The 19,170-nt window shown below is 66.1% G+C and carries 14 protein-coding genes and 4 tRNA genes; 13 read left to right on the top strand and 5 right to left on the bottom strand.

Translation table 11 applies throughout. The annotated features are described in order from the left end of the window. Positions 1 to 11: 11 nt before the first annotated feature. The 5 genes from ACSYHF_RS03870 to ACSYHF_RS03890 form a co-directional block, all read right to left on the bottom strand. On the bottom strand, positions 12 to 653 hold the full coding sequence (locus tag ACSYHF_RS03870) for a response regulator (RefSeq protein ID WP_049416983.1): 642 nt from the start codon (positions 651 to 653) through the stop codon (positions 12 to 14). Continuing rightward, positions 650 to 3,877, bottom strand: coding sequence for a hybrid sensor histidine kinase/response regulator (locus ACSYHF_RS03875; RefSeq protein ID WP_329916066.1), 3,228 nt, complete (start codon positions 3,875 to 3,877; stop codon positions 650 to 652). Before ACSYHF_RS03875 ends, ACSYHF_RS03870 begins: the two co-directional genes overlap by 4 nt. Positions 3,878 to 3,998: 121 nt before the next feature. Further along, positions 3,999 to 5,222, bottom strand: coding sequence for an EAL domain-containing response regulator (locus ACSYHF_RS03880; RefSeq protein WP_447576096.1), 1,224 nt, complete (start codon positions 5,220 to 5,222; stop codon positions 3,999 to 4,001). After that, positions 5,219 to 7,990 (bottom strand): response regulator, encoded by a 2,772-nt coding sequence (locus ACSYHF_RS03885; RefSeq protein WP_447576097.1) that lies wholly within the window; start codon positions 7,988 to 7,990, stop codon positions 5,219 to 5,221. Before ACSYHF_RS03885 ends, ACSYHF_RS03880 begins: the two co-directional genes overlap by 4 nt. Positions 7,991 to 8,151: 161 nt before the next feature. After that, entirely contained in the window at positions 8,152 to 10,890 is a 2,739-nt protein-coding gene (locus ACSYHF_RS03890; protein WP_188247894.1) for a TonB-dependent receptor plug domain-containing protein, read from the bottom strand. Between the two features lie 170 nt (positions 10,891 to 11,060). Here ACSYHF_RS03890 and ACSYHF_RS03895 point away from each other — a divergent pair, with 170 nt between their 5' ends. The 13 genes from ACSYHF_RS03895 (at position 11,061) to rplL (ending at position 18,878) form a co-directional block, all read left to right on the top strand. Continuing rightward, positions 11,061 to 12,080 carry a cyanophycinase gene (locus tag ACSYHF_RS03895; RefSeq protein ID WP_053499349.1) on the top strand — a complete coding sequence of 340 codons (1,020 nt, stop codon included), beginning with the start codon at positions 11,061 to 11,063 and terminating at the stop codon, positions 12,078 to 12,080. Positions 12,081 to 12,185: 105 nt separating this feature from the next. Continuing rightward, entirely contained in the window at positions 12,186 to 13,202 is a 1,017-nt protein-coding gene (locus tag ACSYHF_RS03900) for an isoaspartyl peptidase/L-asparaginase family protein (RefSeq protein WP_005415406.1), read from the top strand. A gap of 137 nt (positions 13,203 to 13,339) precedes the next feature. After that, a tRNA-Tyr gene (locus tag ACSYHF_RS03905) sits at positions 13,340 to 13,425 on the top strand. 24 nt (positions 13,426 to 13,449) lie between these two features. After that, positions 13,450 to 13,523 (top strand) — tRNA-Gly (locus ACSYHF_RS03910). A 49-nt stretch (positions 13,524 to 13,572) separates the two neighbouring features. Further along, a tRNA-Thr gene (locus tag ACSYHF_RS03915) sits at positions 13,573 to 13,648 on the top strand. A gap of 41 nt (positions 13,649 to 13,689) precedes the next feature. After that, complete coding sequence (gene tuf / locus ACSYHF_RS03920; RefSeq protein WP_065178958.1) at positions 13,690 to 14,880, top strand: elongation factor Tu; 1,191 nt, start codon at positions 13,690 to 13,692, stop codon at positions 14,878 to 14,880. Between the two features lie 102 nt (positions 14,881 to 14,982). Then, a tRNA-Trp gene (locus tag ACSYHF_RS03925) sits at positions 14,983 to 15,058 on the top strand. Positions 15,059 to 15,107: 49 nt separating this feature from the next. Beyond that, complete coding sequence (gene secE, locus ACSYHF_RS03930; RefSeq protein ID WP_004145202.1) at positions 15,108 to 15,521, top strand: preprotein translocase subunit SecE; 414 nt, start codon at positions 15,108 to 15,110, stop codon at positions 15,519 to 15,521. A 10-nt stretch (positions 15,522 to 15,531) separates the two neighbouring features. Further along, a complete protein-coding gene (gene nusG / locus ACSYHF_RS03935) occupies positions 15,532 to 16,092 on the top strand; it encodes a transcription termination/antitermination protein NusG (RefSeq protein WP_004154362.1) in 561 nt (186 codons plus the stop codon). A 299-nt stretch (positions 16,093 to 16,391) separates the two neighbouring features. Continuing rightward, positions 16,392 to 16,820, top strand: a complete 429-nt coding sequence (rplK, locus tag ACSYHF_RS03940) for a 50S ribosomal protein L11 (protein ID WP_004145248.1) — start codon at positions 16,392 to 16,394, stop codon at positions 16,818 to 16,820. A 4-nt stretch (positions 16,821 to 16,824) separates the two neighbouring features. Next, positions 16,825 to 17,523 (top strand): 50S ribosomal protein L1, encoded by a 699-nt coding sequence (gene rplA, locus ACSYHF_RS03945; protein ID WP_005415407.1) that lies wholly within the window; start codon positions 16,825 to 16,827, stop codon positions 17,521 to 17,523. A 386-nt stretch (positions 17,524 to 17,909) separates the two neighbouring features. After that, a complete protein-coding gene (gene rplJ, locus ACSYHF_RS03950) occupies positions 17,910 to 18,446 on the top strand; it encodes a 50S ribosomal protein L10 (RefSeq protein ID WP_005408203.1) in 537 nt (178 codons plus the stop codon). A gap of 63 nt (positions 18,447 to 18,509) precedes the next feature. After that, on the top strand, positions 18,510 to 18,878 hold the full coding sequence (gene rplL, locus ACSYHF_RS03955) for a 50S ribosomal protein L7/L12 (protein ID WP_005415408.1): 369 nt from the start codon (positions 18,510 to 18,512) through the stop codon (positions 18,876 to 18,878). The last annotated feature ends 292 nt before the right edge of the window (positions 18,879 to 19,170 follow it).

Raw genomic sequence — 19,170 nt, forward strand, 5'->3', positions numbered from 1 at the left:
TGGAGTGGGCCTCAGGCGAACAACGAGGCCTGCAGGCAGTACTCGATCAGTGCCTGGTCACTGTCCACGCCGAGCTTGCGCATCGCACTGATCTTCTGCGTGCTGACCGTCTTGGCGCTGCGCTGCAGCTGGCGTGCGATGTCGCCCACGCTCATGCCGCCGGTAAACAGCCGGATCACTTCCAGCTCGCGCGGCGACAGGCGCGCACGGACCGCATCGGCGTCGGCTGGTTCGCTCGCCGCGACCGGCAGCAGGCCCGGCGGCCGGTAGACGCGGTCGGCCAGCACCACGCGCAGGGCCTGTACCAGGCTGCCCAATCCATGGCTCTTGAGCACGACGCCGCCCGCACCGGCGGCATACATCGCTGCAACCAACGACGGATTGGACACCATCGTCAGCACCAGCAGGCGCGTCTCCGGGAAGCTGCGGCGCAGGAACGAGATCAGCTTGATGCCGTCACCGAAGCGGTCGCCCCCCGGCATGCTGTAGTCGGTGATCACGACCTGTGGCCGGGTCCGGGTCATCAATTCGATCAGCGTCGCCGGGTCGGCCGCTTCGCCCACCACGTCCAGGTCAAGTTCCCCGGCCAATACGTCGCGGATGCCGGCAAGCACGATCGGGTGGTCGTCAGCGATGAGGATCCGTGTGGTCATGGCGGGGTCGGGTCGTCAGGTGGGGGAGGGGAGGCCGCATCAAGCAGCGGCTGCAACAGCTGTTCGAGGCGTCGCTGGAAGCGGGCAAGCGACGCCGCCTGGGTGGCCAGGTCATCGCCGCCAGCAAGGCTGTGCTCGATCTGCAGGCCGCTGTGCACCAGCGTGGGTGCGCCCACGATGACCAGTGCGCCACGGATGCGATGCAGTACCTGCACCACGCGCGCGGGATCGGCGCTGGCAATCGACTGGCGCAGGCTGTGCAGGTCAGCCTGCATGGTCTGCACGAACAACGCCTGCATCTTCGCGGGAACCTGCAGCGGGAGATCATCATCGCGCGTATCGGTGGATTCCGGTCCTTGCGGTGGCGCGGCAACCGTTGCATCGCCCCGGGTGATCTGGATCAGCAGGCGTTGCAGCGCTTCCAGCGTGATCGGCTTGACCAGCACGCCCTGCATGCCCGATTCCTGGCAGCGCTGGCGTTCGGCCGGGTCGGCGTTGGCAGTGGCACCGTGGATCGGCACGCGGGCACCACGCACCCGCAAGGCACGGGCCAGGCCATAGCCATCCAGCCCCGGCATGTTCAGGTCGGTCAGCACCAGCGCGAACTCGTCCTGCTGCCAGTAGCCCAGCGCTTCATTGCCGTCGCTGGCGACCACGGCGCGGCAGCCGAGCTGTTCCAGCTGGTCGCGCAGGATCGCCTGGTTGATCGGGTTGTCCTCGGCCACCAGCACCTGCAGGCCGAAACGGCGCGTCGCCGGCAGGCGCCCTTCGGTGCTGGCCGCCAGTGGCTGGCCACTGGCGGCAGCCAATGCGAGCACGATCGCGTCAAACCGGTGCAGGCCAACCTGCCAGGCGCCATCGATCTGCCGTGGCCGGACGCCGCCTTCGCGGCAGGCAACCACACGCGGTCCATCCACCCACTCGGGCAACGCGTCGTCCAGGACGAGGTCGAGCAGCACGGTGGACGACGGCAAGCCCGCCGCGCCTTCATCGCGGTACACGCTGGCCAGTGCACCGCGCTGCTGCAGGCGCTCGCACAGCGATTGGACCAGCTCGCGCACACCGCCGCGCACCTGTACCTGCAGGCCCGCAGGCAACTGCGGCGCAGGAGATTGCTGCGGATCGGACGGCGCCGTGGGCAGCGGCAGTTCGACGCTGAAGCTGCTGCCCAGGCCGCTCTCGCTGACCACGCGCAGCTGGCCTTCCATCAACGCCACAAGATGCGCGCAGATGGAAAGGCCCAGGCCGGTGCCGCGCATCGCATCGGTGCCCGGGTTGGCCTGGAAGAACGGCTCGAACAGGTGTGCCTGGTGCTCGCTGGCAATGCCGATGCCGGTATCGGCGACCTGCCACTGCAGCCAGCAGCGCTGCTCTTGCCAGCGTGCCGAGACGCGCACCACCACGCGTCCGCTGTCGGTGAACTTCAGCGCGTTGCTGATCAGGTTGTTGAGTATCTGGCGGATCCGTGCCGCATCACCGCACACCACGGGCGGCACGTCGGCATCGATGCAGGCGTAGAACTGCAGCTCCTTGCTGGCGGCCGCGGCAGCATACGAGTCGAGCGCATCCTCGGTCAGATGCACTGGATCGAACGGGCTGGGTTCCAGGCTCAGTTGCCCGGCCTCGGCCTTGCTGACATCGAGGATGTCGCTGATCAGTTGCATCAGCGTCGAGGACGAACGCTGGATCGTCCCCAGGTAGTCCCGCTGACGCGCATCCAGTGGCGTGAGCCCGAGCAGTTCGAGGGTGCCGAGCACGCCGTATAGCGGCGTGCGGATCTCATGGCTCATGGTGGCCAGGAACTGGCTCTTGGCCCGGTTGGCCTGGTCGGCGGCACGGCGCGCCTGCTGCAGTACCTGCTCGGCTTCGTGCTGGCTGCTGAGATCGATGAACAGGCACAGCACCGCCGGCTCGCCGCGGTAGCGCGCCGGCGTCGCCGTCACCAGCAGGTGGCGGCCTTCGGGCGTGGTGTAGGCCAGCCCATCGCCGAGCGTGGTGCCCCCAGCGGCGAGCACGCTGCGCCGCCAGGGGCCGTGCCAGCCTCCAGTATGATGGTCTTCACCCAGCCAGCGGCGGGCGAGGGTGTTGTCCAGCAGCACATTGCCATCGGTACGGCGCAGCAGGCACAGCCCGATCGGCGCGTTGTCCAGGATCGTGCGGCTGAAGGCTTCGCTTTCCAGCAGCCGCGCGTGGTTGCTGCGCAGCGGCTCGATGACCGAACGCCGATACGCGCGCAGCACCAGCGTGCCACCCAGTGCCAGCAGCAGGGCCACCACCGTCGCACCGAGCAGCGGCCCCTGCGGGTGCTGGAATACCTGCCGCCAGCTGACGTGGTAGACCGCCAGCCAGCCGCGCTCGCTGCGCATGCGGAACTGCAGGCCTCCCAGGCCTGCCTGCCAGGAGGTGCCAGCGTTGCTGGCATCTGCAGCATCGCCCAGCAGGCGCTGGCCATCGGCATCGAACAGCGACAGCCGTTGGAACACCGGAACACCCAGCACCTGCCGGTAGTCATCGACGCGTGCCGGATCGAGCAGGCACGCCAGCGCGGCCTGCGAATCCTTGCCGTCCTCCCCCCACAGGCGCGCATCCTGCGGGGCGTGGGCGATGGCGAGCAGCCAGGTCTGCCGGTCGCGCCACGGCACGCTTACCCAGGCGATGCCGCCGCGCTGCAGCGTGGGCCGCGTACCCAGTGCGCGGTGGATGTCGGTGATCGCCGGGCGCAGGTGATGCGGGCTGTTCTGGCTCGCATCGGTACCGACGATCTGTACCGGTGCCAGCAGCCCGCGTGTGCCCTGGCCATCGACCAGCAGGCATTGCGGTGGTGGGTAGCGCGAAGCGGACCAGAACGTACCGTAGAAGCGCAGGAACCGGTCGCCCAGCTCGGTCGGTGGCGAACGACCGGTCCCCTCGTTCCCGATCACCGCGAAGTTGGTGTACAACGGACCGCGTTGCAGTTCCACGCTGGCATCGGCAACCGGCTGCCCTCGTACGCCGACATCATGCAGCCGCCACTGGCGCAGGAAGCGCTCCTGCTCGCGCAACGTGCCGTCCAGGCGGCGGAAGTGGTACTCGATCTTGCTGCGCTCTTCGTTCAACAGCTGCGAGCCGGCCGACAGCAACAGTCCGGCCTGCAGGGTCGCCAGCACCACCACGCCGATCAACAGGGCATGGACGCGGAGCGAGCGGCGAGCGAGTCGGCGTACAGGAGCGGCCTCGGCCGGCATGGCAGGTCTCAGGGCAGGGGGCGGACATCGGCACCGGTGGCGGCGCAACGTCCGCCGCTACTGCACAGACAGGATCGTCAATGCCGCTTGATGATTTTGTGAAGCCGTCGTGGAGTCCGCGTCAGCGCAGGGCAGCCTGCGGTCTTGCGTCCAGTTGCGGTGCTTCTTCGTCCAGCAAGCGGGTGAACGCGTCGGACGGCAGCGCCTGCGAGATCAGGAACCCCTGCACCTGGCTGCACCCCAGCTGCCGCAGGGCGGCCAGGTCGGCATCACTTTCCACGCCTTCGGCCACGATGGTCAGGCCCAGCTGGTTGGCCAGTGCGATCACCGTCGACAGGGTCAGGTGCAGGGCCGGGTCACGGGCGCAGCCACTGACCAGCGCGCGGTCGATCTTGACCTCGGTGAAGGGGGTATTGACCAGGTTGTGGACCGAGCTCAGGCCCTGCCCGAAATCATCCTGGGCCAAGCCGAAGCCCTTCATGCGCAGCCGGCAGGCACCGGCATAGAAGTCGCTGACGTGCCGCGTGGTGCTGTTCTCCATCAGTTCGAAGCACAACTCGCCGGGCGTCCCGCCGTGGGCCAGGGTCAGCGCCAGCAGCTCATCGGGCAGGTCCGACTGCTCCAGCAGATGAGGCGGCAGGTTGATCGACACCGGTACCCGGAAGCCCTGCTTGCGCCAACGCGCCTGTGCGCTGATGCTGGCCTTGAGCATCATCCGCAGCAGGTCGCCCTCCAGCCCGTAGCGGCAGATCGCCGGCAGGAAGCTGCCGGCGGCCAGCGTGCCCAGCTGCGGGTGGCGCCAGCGCACCAGTGCTTCGGCCGCCACCACCCGTCCGGACTGCAGTGACTTCTTGGGTTGGAACCACGCCGTCAGGCTGCCATCGGCCATCGCCTGGCGCAGCTGCGACGCATCCGGTTCGGGGACTGCCGCTGCCGCGAGTGAGGGGGCCTTGTCGGTGGCCGGGCGCGCCTGCGCCAGCGCCTCGAACAGCGCGTCCACGTCGGCGGCCGCCACCGGCTTGGGCAGCAGGCCGATCACATCCAGCCCCAGCGATTCGGCCATCAGCCGTGCCGAGGTCATCATCCGCCGCGGGGCCGCGCTGACCACGGCAAGGCGCGGCGGGCGTGGTTGCGCCGCCAGTGCCTGGATGAACTGGATGCCGTCCTGCCCGGGCATCAGCAGGTCACTGACCACCAGGTCGTAGGGCTGGCAGGCACACAGTGCGATGGCGGCATCCACGTCTTCGCAGGCATCGACCTGGACACCGGCGCGGCTGCCGAACAGATTGGCCAGGAAACCACGTTGGAAGGGCTGGTCTTCCAGGATCAGGACGCGCTGGGTCATGCGGGGTCTCCTTGGCGCAGGGTGGTGAGCGCCTTGCGCAGGCGGGCGATGTCGACGGGTTTGCTGAGGTAGCCCTGCATGCCACTGGCCAGGCAGCGCTCGCGCTCTTCGGCGGTGGCATTGGCGGTGGCGCCGATCACCGGTACCGGGTTGCCGTCATCGCGCAGCTGGCGGGCCAGCGCGTGGCCGTCCATGCGCGGCATGTTGATGTCGGTCACCACCAGATCGAAGCACTGCTCACGGCACCGCTGCAACGCTTCCATGCCATCCTGTGCCAGCTCCACGTCGCAGCCGAGGGTGCGCAGCTGCTCGGCCAGGATCACCCGGTTGATCGGGTTGTCCTCGACGGCCAGCACACGCAGGCCCAGAGGCATCGGTGGTGCCGTACGCGTGGCCACCGGCTGCGCTGCACGCTGCTGCTGCACGCTGGCCAGCGCTTTGCCGATCGCGGTCATGCTGTGCTGGGTCACCACCAGGCTGCCATCACCGGCAGTGATCGGCTGGTCACCGCCCTCGATCGATGCCACCACGCGCGGGCCCGACCAGGCCAGCGGCATCCCGGCTTCGCCATCCATCAGGATCGCACCGTCATGGTCCAGCAACGCCGGGTCACCAAGCAGGGGCTGCGCGTTGGCGCCCCAGCGACACAGCCAGCCACAGGCACTGTCGACCAGCTCGCGGTCGCGGCCGCGCACCAGGATCGGTGGTTCCGGCAGCAGTGTGGGGCCATCCTCGGCAGCGGCCAGCACCGGCAACGGCAGGCGGACGCTGAAGCTGCTGCCCAGCCCGGGTTCGCTCACCACCTGCAGCTCGCCGCTCATCAGGCGTACCAGGCGGTCGCTGATGGACAGGCCCAGGCCGGTGCCCTGCGCGCTGGCTGCGCCGCGGACCTGGCGGAACGGTTCGAACAACCGCGCCTGTTCCTCCGCAGCGATGCCCACGCCGGTATCGGTCACCTGCCATGCCAGCACGCTCGATTCACCTTCGCGCTGCACCTGGCGCACGCGCAATACCACCCGACCATGCTCGGTGAACTTGATCGCGTTGCTGAGCAGGTTGCCCAGCACCTGGCGGATGCGGTCGGCATCACCGAGCACCCGTGTCGGCAGGCGCGGATCGGTACAGACCAGGATCTGCAGGCCCTTGCAGGTGGCCGACGCGGCGAAGCTGCGCAGCACGCTCTCGGTCAGCTCGCGCGGCGAGAACGCCGTCGGCTCCAGGCTGAGCTGTCCTGACTCGATCTTGGAAACATCCAGCACATCGCTGATCAACTGCAGCAGGACCGACGAGGAACTCTCGATGGTGCGCAGGTACTGCGACTGCCGGGCGTCCAGCGAGGTGTGCCCCAGCAGCTCCAGCGTGCCCAGCACGCCATACAGCGGGGTGCGGATCTCATGGCTCATGGTGGCCAGGAACGCGCTCTTGGCCTGGTTGGCCGCATCGGCGGCCTGGCGTGCCGACGACAGTGCGGCCTGTGCCTGGCGGTGCCGGGAAATATCATGGAAGACGCATAGCAGCACGTCATCGCCCTGGTAGCGGCAGGCCGCGTGCAGCACTTGCAGCTGGCGCCCATCGCGGGCGGTGAATTCAAGTCCACGCCCGCGTTCGCCGGCATGTCCGCGCCATGGTGCCTGCCAGTCGCTGTGTTCGCCTTCTTCGCCGAGCCAGTCGCGCAGCAGCTGGTTGGAGAGCAGCAGCGCGCGGTCGCTGCGGCGCAGGACGCAGATGCCGACCGGCGCCATGTCGATCACCGTCGAACTGAAGTCCAGGTTCTCCAGCAGGCGGCGGTGCTGCTGCAGGGCCGGCTGGATCAGCTGGAGGTCAACGCGATGCCGTAGCAGGCGCAGCGCAACACCGGCCAGCAGCAGCAACAGCACGCAGACCAGCAGGGGCACGGCCAGGTCGCCCAGCAGCAGCGGCGGCGGCAGGTGGTAGACCAACCGCCAGCCGTCATTGCCGACACTTTTCACCAGCGCTACGCCGCGCGGCAGGCCGCCGCTCCACAACGTGCCGAAGCTGTCGTCCTGGCGCTCCCGCAGGGTCTTCCAGCCCGCACCATCCAGCCGCGGTGCCTGGCTGGACAATGCAGGCTGCCCCGCACGGTCGAGCAGCGCGTAACCGCCAATGCCCTGGCCATCGATCATGCTCGCCGCCGCCGCGCCATCGAGCAGCAGCACCAGCCACTGCGCCGGTTGGGGGCCCGCCTGTACCGGCTGCGCCAGCGCAACGCCACTGTCACCCGGCCGCAGCCAGTACACCGGGTCTGCACCCTCGAGGCTGCCGCTGCGTGCCTGCAGCGCACGCAGCGATGGCAGGTGCACCAGGTCGACGTCGACCTCGCCGCCGGCCAGCCAGTGCGCGCCGCGTGCATCGATCAGCAGCAGGTGCGTCTGCAGTGCCTGCAGCGTGTGCTCGGCGCGCGCTGACAGCAGCAGCCGCTGGCCCGGCTGGCCACCGGGACCATCCAGCGGCAGCTGGCGCACGCCCTCGCTGTCTGCGGCCGGTGCATCCGGGTTGCCGGCCAGCACCGAATCACCCAGGTAGCGCAGCAGGGCTTCGCGCTGGTCGAAATAGATCTGTGCCTTGTAGGCCGCTGCATTCATCTCGCGGCGATGGGTCGAGATGTCTTCGGTGAATGCCGTGAGCAGGTAAAACCCGGCCGCGGCGGCCAGGCAGATGAAGACGCAGACGGTCAGGCAGCGCAGCAACACCGACGCGGTGGTCGATGGCACGGCCTGCTGCAGCGAAGGGCGGGGAAAGCGGAACATGCAACGATGCTAGGGAGCGGCGCTGATGGCGCGGAATCAGCTGTTTCCTAAAATCCCCCGCTGGCCGGTCAGGCCGGAGCCTGCGCGTGGGTACCGTTCAGGCGGCGGAAAAGAGAACCCCCGCCGAAGCGGGGGTCTCCTGTATCGGCGCTGCCAGGCACTTACAGTGCGCTGCCACCGAACTTGTGGGTGTACTGCAGGTTGATCGTGCGGCCGACGCTGTCGAACCAGGACACGTCGTAGTACGGGTAAGCGGTGTAGGTACGGTCCTTCGGCGGCATCTTGTTGAACACGTTGACCACCGACAGCGACAGGCGCGAGTGGTCGTCGACGCGGTACTGCAGCGAGGCGTTGTAGCGATAGGTCGCCTTCACGTACGGGCTGTCGCCGCTGTCCCAGTCGAACACCTGGTCGTAGCTGTCCGAGGTCGGCAGCTTGCCCAGGCGCGAGCCGTACACCGTTGCCGACCACGCATCCTTCTCCCAGGTCACGCTCAGGCTGGTCTTGGTGCGCGGAATGTCGAAGCCACTGTTGACCGCGAACTGGTCTTCGGTGCGGTCGCCGGGGTAGCGCTGGAAATCATGCTTCTTCACCCAGGTGTGCGTGCCGTTGAAGATGAAATCGCCGATGCCCGTCTGCAGGCGATAACGCAGGCCGGCGTCGATGCCGGAGGTGGATTCGCGGGCGACGTTGATCGGCTCCACGCGCACGCCATACAGGCGTCCGTCGTTGCTGCGGGTGATGCGGGCGAGCGCGTCCACGCAGGTCGGCGAATTGATGTCGGCGCTGCCCAGGCGGCAGTTTGCTTCGTTGGCCAGGAGCGTGCGCACGTCCATGTCCTGCACCTGGTTGCGCATATCGATGTCAAACCAGTCCACCGACAGGTCCAGGCCGATCGCCGGTGACCAGACAAAGCCGGCGCTCCACGAGGTGCTGGTTTCCGGGTCGAGCTGGCGGTTGCCGGTGCGGCTGCGGATCAGGTTGCGCTCGTAATCGGAACAGTCGCTGGCCTCCTCGAGGCGGCAGGTGTACAGATCCTCGGCGCTGGTCTCGTCGTTGCCCGGTCCGGCAAACACATAGTGCAGGTCCGGTGCACGGAATGCGGTGCCGTAGGAGCCGCGCACCAGCAGGGTATCGATCGGGCGCCATTCCAGGCCGCCGCTCCAGGTCGCCTTGCCGATGCTGTGTCCGGAATAGCGGTACTGGTCGTAGCGGCCCGCCACGCTCAGGTTGACCGTGTCGTGCAGCGGCATGCGCAGCTCCGCAGCCGTCGCCCAGCGGTTGCGCGAACCCTTGCCGTCCGAATCCTTCCAGCTGTAGTAGTAGTACCCGGTCGCCAGCGGATCGGGGTTCAGAGAATAGGCCTGCTGGCCCACTTCCACGGTCGCGGCAAACCCGGCATCGCCACCGGGCAGTGCGAACAGTGCTGCGTTGGTCAGGGTGAAGGCGGCGGTTTCCGTGCGCGACTTCGGAGTGTAGGTGGTACGCGCGGCGATCGAGTCGTACTCGGCGCGGGTCAGTGGACGGTACAGGCGTGACGGATCGGCGTTGTAGACCGGGAAACCGTCGTCATCCACGCCCAGCTGCGGGCCGAGGAACAGGTCATTGGCCTTGGCGGCAATGATCTGTGCCCAGCTGATGTGCGACTGGTACTGCGAATGGCTCAACGCCGCTTCGTAATCCCAGTTGCCAATCAGGTTGCCCTTGAAGCCGGTGGTCACGCTGAAGGTCTTCTGAGTGCTGCGCACCATGGCGTTGCGCAGGCCGCCCATTTCCTCGGGCGAGAACTGGCGCTGCCAGAACTCGATCTCGCCAGTGGCTTCATTGTTGAAGTAGCCCGACTCATCACCGTTGGCATCCATGCGGCCCCACTGGGTGACGTCGCGCATCAGCGACATCGTGTGGTAGCCGAGCTGCACGTCGGCGAACCACTGCTGGCCATTGTCGAAGTCGTAGCTCAGCGACGCGTAGCCGTTGGCGCCGCGGCGCTTGCTGAGGATGGTGCCGTAGCCGATCGAGCTGTCGCTGCCGCAGTAGTAGCCGTACTTCGGGCGGTAGGCACGATAGGTGCTGCCCTGGTTCTGGCCGGACAGCGCTTCGCAGGTGGCGGCGCCCGGGTCCAGGTAGTCATCGTTGTAGTCGGTGCGCAGATAGGCACGGCGCGCGATGCGCGAACCCTCGGTGGGGCCATCCCGGGTCGAGTCCTGGATGTCACGGTCATAGGCCCACAGCGGGGTCTGCGACTGCAGCTCGACGCTGTACACGGCGTTGAAGTTGCCACGGCTGAAACCGCTGGCCAGGCTCATGTCGAACGACTCGCCGCCGCCTTCGCTGGTGGTGCCCATGCGCATGTCGATCGTGGTGCCGTCGGCCTTCTTCTTCAGGATGAAGTTGACCACGCCGGCGATCGCGTCCGAGCCGTAGATGGCCGAGGCGCTGCCGGTCAGTACTTCGATGCGCTCGATCATGCCCAGCGGGATGTTGGAGACATCGGTGAAGTTGCTGCGGCCCTTGAACGGCATCGGGAAATCGGCAATACGCCGACCATTGACCAGCACCAGCGTGTGGTTCGGGCCCAGGCCGCGCAGGTCCACCTGCTGGGCGCCCGGCGAGAAGTCGGCGCCACTGGAAGACTGCTGGCTCTGCGTCTCACCGCCGTTCTGGGTCATTGCACGCAGCACGTCCGGCACGCTGGTGAAGCCACTGGAGCGGATCTGCTCGGCATTGATCACCGTGATCGGAGCGGGGCCTTCCACCTGGGCGCGCGGAATGCGCGAGCCGGTGACCTGCACCGCGTCCAGTTGTTGCACCGAAGAGGAAGCCGGTGCCTGGGCCGCCGCGGAAGCAGCCACGCCCATCAACGCCAGCTGGATCGACCACGCCATCGCCTGTCTACGCATGAGGAATTCTCGGAAATGAAGCCGGCCCGCAGAGGAGGGGCCCTGTCCCCCATTCAGACTTCCGGAATGGGCGCGCGCATTTAACGCCTTTTTCATGTCCTTGACTACTGGACCCCTATCTGGCAAAGAGTGAAAACGCTTGCAAGTCGATTTTGTTCAGGGAGATCAAGATGCGACGCCTCGACCGGACCCTGCCTGGCCCCTTCGCCTGGCTGGCGCTGCTGGTGCTGGCCTGGCCATTGGCCACGCCCGCGCAGGACCTGCAGGGCCCCGGCTTCGCCTATTACGAAATCGGCGATCTGGAATCCCCGCGTCCCGGTCCGCGCGCGCCCGCCATGATGCTGATGGGCGGTGGCGAGTGGGTGCCGGAGGCCTTCCAGTGGTGGCTGAAGCAGGCCGGCAATGGCCGTGTGCTGATTCTGCGCGCCTCCGGTGGCGACGAACTGCAGGACCGCCTGTACCGCGAGATCGGCGGCACTACCGCAGTGCAGACCCTGGTCTTCGACAGCCGCCGCGGTGCCGATGATCCGGCGGTGCTGCGCGTGGTCGCGGCGGCCGATGCCATCTTCATTGCCGGCGGCGACCAGTCCCGCTATATCCGCTTCTGGAAGGGCACCGCACTCAACCGTGCACTCAACGCCCATGTGCGCGCCGGCAAGCCGATTGCCGGTACCAGCGCTGGCCTGGCCATCCTCGGCGGCTATGCCTATGGCGCCATGGATGGCGGCAGCATCACCTCGGCCGGTGCGCTGGCCGACCCGATGGGCAGTGCCGTGACCCTGGACAGCGGCTTCCTGCAGATGCCCTACCTGCAGCGCGTGGTCACCGACACCCATTTCGACAAGCGTGACCGGCTCGGTCGCCTGATCGTGTTCGTGGCACGTGCCGCCCAGGACAGCGGCGACCCTGACATCGTCGGCATCGGCGTCGATGAGGACACCGCCCTGTGCGTTGAGCCCGATGGCCGGGCCCAGGTCTACAGCGCAGATGGCGAAGGCAAGGTCTGGGTGGTCAGCCCCGGCCGCGACGCCGACCGCCTGGTGGAGGGCGAGCCGCTGCGCTTCCATGCGGTGCCGGTGACGGTGGTCGCCAGCGGCAGCCGCATGCGGCTGGATGATTTCCAGGCCGAGGCCGATTACCAGGCCGTGGCCGACGTCAGCGACGGCGAGATCGAGTTCACGCTTCGGTAGTACCGGCCGCTGGCCGGCAACCCACCTTCCTGATGCGACCGATGCCGGCCAGCGGCCGGCACTACCGGTGCAATCCTTTCACTACACCTGCTGGAGATGTACCCGATGAAACTGCGCCTGGTGCTGTCCGCGCTGCTGTCCCTGCCGTTGCTTGCCCAGGCCGCCCCGGCCGCCTCGCCGTTGCTGGTCATCCACGGCGGCGCCGGTGTCGAGCGCAAGGACCTGTCGCCGGCTGAAGAGAAGGCTGCGCGCGACGCGTTGCGCGCGGCGCTGCTGAAGGGCCACGCCGAACTGGCGGCCGGTCGCCCGGCGCTTGCAGCCGTCACTGCGGCAATCACCGTGCTGGAGGACGATCCGACCTTCAACGCCGGCAAGGGCGCAGTGTTCACCCATGACGGCCACAACGAACTGGATGCCGCAGTGATGGATGGCGCCACCCTGGCTGCAGGTGCGGTGGCCGGCGTGCAGCGGGTGCGCAACCCGATCCTGCTGGCCCAGGCCGTGATGCAGAAGTCCAGGCACGTGATGATGGTCGGGCAGGGTGCCGAGGCATTCGCGGTGGAGCAGGGCATCGGCCTTGTCGATCCATCCTACTTCCGTACCGACAAGCGCTGGCAGCAACTGCAGCGCGCATTGAAGGAAGAGGCCAGTGGCCAGGCGCACGCCGACCTGGAGACCGCAAGGCACTTCGGCACGGTGGGCGCGGTTGCCCTGGATGCGCAGGGGCAGCTTGCCGCCGGCACCTCCACCGGTGGCATGACCAACAAGCGCTATGGCCGTGTGGGTGATTCGCCGATCATCGGCGCCGGTACCTGGGCCGACGCGGGCTGCGCGGTATCGGGCACCGGCTGGGGCGAGTACTACATCCGGACTGCGGCCGCGCACGAGATCTGTGCGCGCATGCGCTACCAGCGGCAGACGCCGGAGCAGGCCGGCAGGGGCGTGATCAACGAGATGATTCCGAAGATGGGCGGCGACGGCGGCGCGATCGTGCTTGCCGCAGACGGAAAAATGGCCATGCCGTTCAACACCCGGGGCATGTATCGGGGCTGGATCGGCGCCGACGGCGTCCCCCATGTCGCAATTTTCGCCAGCGAGACCCTGCCGGTTCCTGGGCAATAACCTTGCGTATCAATGGGTTTGCGACAACGTGTGAAAAAGATGGAAAAAAGCGTTGACAGCCCCCCGCCTGATCAGCAGAATAAGCGGCTCACCACCACACACCGCAACGCTTCGGCGGCAACGGGTTGGGGTGGTAAGGAGGGATACCCAAGCGGCCAACGGGGGCAGACTGTAAATCTGCTGGCTTACGCCTTCGGTGGTTCGAATCCACCTCCCTCCACCAGTTTCACGTTGTGACATTCCCGGCGCGGGAGTAGTTCAATGGTAGAACCTCAGCCTTCCAAGCTGATGGTGCGGGTTCGATTCCCGTCTCCCGCTCCATTGAATGAACTTTGAATATTATCGAGTTCATGTCATAATGCAAAACTCGGCTCACGTAGCTCAGTCGGTAGAGCACTTCCTTGGTAAGGAAGAGGTCGAAGGTTCGATTCCTTTCGTGAGCACCATCTTAAGCATCACCTCTCAGACGAATTCGAGATAAGCAGCCATGGCCAAGGGTAAGTTCGAGCGCACCAAGCCGCACGTCAACGTCGGCACCATCGGTCACGTCGACCACGGCAAGACCACGCTGACCGCCGCACTGACCAAGATCGGTGCCGAGCGCTTCGGTGGCGAGTTCAAGGACTACTCCTCGATCGACGCCGCGCCGGAAGAAAAGGCGCGTGGCATCACGATCTCGACCGCGCACGTCGAATACGAATCCCCGACCCGTCACTACGCCCACGTTGACTGCCCGGGCCACGCTGACTACGTCAAGAACATGATCACCGGTGCCGCCCAGATGGACGGCGCGATCCTGGTGTGCTCGGCCGCTGACGGCCCGATGCCGCAGACCCGTGAGCACATCCTGCTGTCGCGCCAGGTCGGCGTGCCGTACATCGTCGTGTTCCTGAACAAGGCCGACATGGTGGACGACGCCGAGCTGCTCGAGCTGGTCGAGATGGAAGTGCGCGAGCTGCTGAGCAAGTACGAGTTCCCGGGCGACGACACCCCGATCATCGCCGGTTCGGCCCGTCTGGCGCTGGAAGGCGACCAGAGCGACATCGGCGTGCCGGCCATCCTGAAGCTGGTCGACGCGCTGGACAGCTGGATTCCGGAGCCGGAGCGTGCGATCGACAAGCCGTTCCTGATGCCGGTGGAAGACGTGTTCTCGATCTCGGGCCGCGGCACCGTGGTGACCGGTCGTATCGAGCGCGGCGTGATCAAGGTTGGCGACGAAATCGAAATCGTCGGCATCCGTCCGGTGCAGAAGACCACCGTGACCGGCGTTGAAATGTTCCGCAAGCTGCTGGACCAGGGTCAGGCAGGCGACAACGCTGGCCTGCTGCTGCGCGGCACCAAGCGTGACGACGTCGAGCGTGGCCAGGTGCTGGCCAAGCCGGGCACGATCAAGCCGCACACCAAGTTCGAAGGCGAAGTGTACGTCCTGTCGAAGGACGAGGGCGGCCGCCACACCCCGTTCTTCAACGGCTACCGTCCGCAGTTCTACTTCCGCACCACCGACATCACCGGCGCCGCCAAGCTGCCGGAAGGCGTCGAAATGGTGATGCCGGGTGACAACGTCAAGATGGAAGTCACCCTGATCAACCCGGTGGCCATGGACGAAGGTCTGCGCTTCGCCATCCGCGAAGGCGGCCGTACCGTCGGCGCCGGCGTGGTCTCGAAGATCATCGAGTAAGCCTGCAGTACCGGTGGTTGCATAGCGCCGCCGGTTACGCGAATGGCGGGCCGGGAACCTCGGTCCGCCTTCGCCGTCTAAGGGAAGGCAAGTTTTCAACGTACGCCAGTAGCTCAATTGGCAGAGCAGCGGTCTCCAAAACCGCAGGTTGGGGGTTCGAGTCCCTCCTGGCGTGCCATCTGCCCACCTTATCCAGCGGCCTGGGCCGCTAAAGCAGACACAGCCGGATGAATAGCAAGATCGAACACTCCAAGGACAACTCCGCCAACGGTGGAGATATCGTCAAGTATGTCGCCGCATCGCTGCTGGTGCTGGCCGGTCTGTTCGTCTGGTTCTGGTTCTCCGCGGACTCCGGTCGCGCCGCCCAGCTGGGTGCGTGGGCGGGTCAGTTGCGTGCATTGGCGGTCGTGGTCGGTCTGGTTGGCGGTATCGGCGTGTTCATGCTGACCGGCAAGGGGCGCGACACCCGCGAATTCCTCTCCGAGTCGCGCTTCGAACTGCGCAAGGTGGTCTGGCCGACGCGCCAGGAAGCCGTCCGCATGACCTGGGTCGTGATCGTCGTGGTGCTCATCCTCAGCCTGCTGCTGGGTGGCTTCGACTTCCTGATCCAGAAACTGACTCAGTGGTTCCTGAGCCGCTAAGGAGAATTGCATGAAGCGTTGGTACGTCGTTCACGCCTATTCGGGCTTCGAGAAGTCGGTGGCGCAGGCTCTGCGCGATCGCATCGTCCGTGATGGCATGGAAGAGCGCTTCGGCGACGTCCTGGTCCCGACCGAGGAAGTGGTCGAGATGCGCGCCGGCCAGAAGCGCCGTTCCGAGCGCAAGTTCTTCCCGGGTTACGTGCTGGTCCAGATCGAGACCCACGAGGAAGCCGGCATTCCGCGCATCGACAACGAAAGCTGGCATCTGGTCAAGGAAACCCCGCGGGTCATGGGCTTCATCGGCGGCACCGCTGATCGCCCGCTGCCGATCGCCGATTCCGAGGCCGAGGCCATCCTGAACCGCGTTCAGGAGGGTGTCGAGAAGCCGCGTCCGAAGGTGCTGTTCGAGCCGGGCCAGATGGTCCGCGTCACCGACGGTCCGTTCAACGATTTCAATGGCGTCGTCGAAGAAGTCAACTACGAGAAGAGCCGTCTGCGCGTCTCGGTGCTGATCTTCGGTCGTGCCACTCCGGTCGAGCTCGAGTTCGGCCAGGTCGAAAAGGCCGTCTGACCTGTCCTGTCGAGTCGAGCCATGCTCGACTCCGGGGTCTGGATGGTGCGGTAGTCGGGCATGGCTCGACTCTCCAAAGGGAACCGGGCCTGGCCCGGTTCCGTTCGTTTACCTGCCGCTTCAGGCATGTGAAGAAAAAACCTGTTATAGTGCGCGGCTCCCCGCTGGGGAAGCCAGCAGGACGAGGCCGCCGCAAGGTGGCCTTCAGCATGATTTCAAAACGCGATGCCGGGACGCGTGATTCCCGGTCCGATGGGGAGCCTGTTGTCGAAAGGCGCTAGCACCCGGAGAGCACTCACATGGCAAAGAAAGTTGTCGGTTACATCAAGCTGCAGGTGAAGGCCGGTCAGGCCAACCCCTCGCCGCCGGTCGGTCCTGCGCTGGGTCAGCGTGGCCTGAACATCATGGAATTCTGCAAGGCGTTCAACGCTGCCACGCAGAAGCTCGAGCCGGGTCTGCCGGTTCCGGTGATCATCACGGCCTACTCGGACCGTACGTTCACCTTCATCACCAAGAGCACCCCGGCTACCACCCTGCTGAAGAAGGCCGCTGGCATCTCGTCGGGCTCCAAGCGCCCGAACACCGAGAAGGTCGGCAAGGTCACCCGTAAGCAGCTGGAAGAGATCGCCAAGGCGAAGGAACCGGATCTGACTGCCGCCGACCTGGACGCCGCCGTGCGTACCATCGCTGGCTCTGCCCGTTCCATGGGCCTCGTGGTGGAGGGTTAATAAGATGGCACAGACCAAGCGTGAGAAGGCCATCAAGGCCGCCGTCGTTCCGGGCAAGGCATACGCCTTCGAGGACGCGATCAACATCCTGAAGACCGCCACCAAGGCCAAGTTCGTCGAGTCGATCGACGTCGCCGTGCGCCTGGGCGTCGATGCGAAGAAGTCCGACCAGCAGGTCCGTGGCTCCACCGTGCTGCCGGCCGGTACCGGCAAGTCGGTCCGCGTCGCCGTGTTCGCTCCGGCCGGTGCCAAGGCTGACGAAGCCCTGGCTGCTGGCGCCGACGCCGTCGGTATGGATGACCTGGCCGAGAAGATGCAGGCCGGCGATCTGAACTACGATGTCGTCATCGCGACCCCGGACGCCATGCGCGTCGTCGGTAAGCTGGGCACCGTGCTGGGCCCGCGCGGCCTGATGCCGAACCCGAAGGTCGGCACCGTTTCCCCGAACCCGGGTGAAGCCGTGAAGAACGCCAAGTCGGGTCAGGTCCGTTACCGCACCGACAAGGCCGGCATCATCCACTGCACCATCGGCAAGGCCGACTTCGCCGAAGACGCGCTGAAGTCGAACCTGACCGCGCTGCTGCTGGACCTGATCAAGGCCAAGCCGGCCACCTCGAAGGGCACCTACCTGCAGAAGGTTTCGGTCAGCTCGACGATGGGCCCGGGCGTCACCGTCGACCAGTCGTCGCTGACCCTGAAGTAATTGTTTCAAGCGGTCACGGTGCCCCGGGTGCCGTGACCGTGACATTTGAAGGCATCGCTGGCAGTGCATCGCCCGCGGTAGCCGTCAAAGACCGCAGGCGCGGTCGTGGCAATACCGGCGACGGGCATGGAGGCTCGATCTGGCAAGGAGTCGCCGCCGGAGCAGTCAGGAGCGCTTAATCGATTCCCCGGAATCACCCTGCGTAGATGGTGCCCTTCTGGAGTTTTTCTGGTTCACGCACGTCTGGGTTTCCCAGGTTGGCCCACTCCAGGTCTAGAACGGCCCACCCCCGGAACATCATCCCGATGTTCCCGGCGTCCAGGACGGATGCCGCACAGGACCGCACACGGCAGGAGCCGTAAGCGGAGTTCAATAGGAGGAGTGCAATGGCTCTCAATCTGTCCCAGAAGCAAGAAGTAGTCGCCGAGCTGGCAGACGTCGCCGCCAAGGCCCACTCCTTGATCGCAGCCGAATACGCTGGCACCACGGTCGCCCAGATGACCGCGATGCGCAAGCAGGCTCGTGAAACCGGTGTTTTCTTGAAGGTTGTCAAGAACACCCTGGCTTCGCGCGCCGTTGAAGGCACCGAGTTCGCAGTCGCCCAGGACCAGATGGTTGGTCCGCTGCTGTACGCGTTCTCGCTCGAGGAGCCCGGCGCTGCCGGTCGCCTGATCAAGGAAGCCGCCAAGGGCAACGACAAGCTGAAGGCTAAGGTCGTCGCCATCGGTGGTGAAGTGTTCCCGGCGAGCCACGTCGACGTGCTGGCATCGCTGCCGACCCGCGACCAGGCCCTGGCCATGCTGGCCCGCGTCCTGACCGAGCCGGTCACGATGTTTGCCCGCGCCATCAAGGCCGTTGGCGAGAAGCAGGGGGGTGGCGATGTCGCCGCTGACGCTGCCGAGCCGGCCGCCGAGACCGCCTGAGTTTCGACTTACCGTGGTTCCTGACGGGACCTCAATCCAGAAAATCATCCAAAGGTATTAATCATGTCCCTTACCAACGAACAGATCGTCGACGCCATCGCCGAGAAGTCCCTGATGGAAGTGATGGAGCTGGTCAAGGCCATCGAAGAGAAGTTCGGCGTCTCCGCCGCTGCTCCGGTTGCCGTGGCTGCTGCCGCTGGCCCGGCTGCTGCTGTTGAAGAGCAGACCGAATTCGTCGTCACCCTGAAGACTGCCGGCGAGAAGAAGGTCGAAGTCATCAAGGCCGTCCGCGCCATCACCGGCCTGGGCCTGAAGGAAGCGAAGGACCTGGCCGAAGCCGGCGGCGTCCTGAAGGACAACGCTTCGAAGGAAGAAGCCGAGAAGATGAAGAAGGACCTGGAAGCTGCTGGCGCGACTGTCGAAGTCAAGTAAGCAGTTACCTTGCATCGTCACCGATTCGCGGCGATGCAGCCAAGGCTGGGGGCGTAAGCCCCCGGCCTTTGGTCGTTGTAGCGGTGGTGTAGGGTCGGCTGTTAGTCGACTGCTGTGAAGGAAGTCGACCAACAGTCGGCTCTACTGTTTCAAAAGCAGGAAAAAGCCCAACACGGGCTGCAGTCAAACCCCGGCAGGCCAGCGCCGAGCGCGGCAGCGGGGGAGTGGTAGCAGACGAGTTGGCAGTTGGAAGTAGCGGGAGAAGGCGTGCTGGTGCCGGCAATACCAGCGA

It is taken from the genome of Stenotrophomonas maltophilia group sp. P373 (assembly GCF_053295075.1).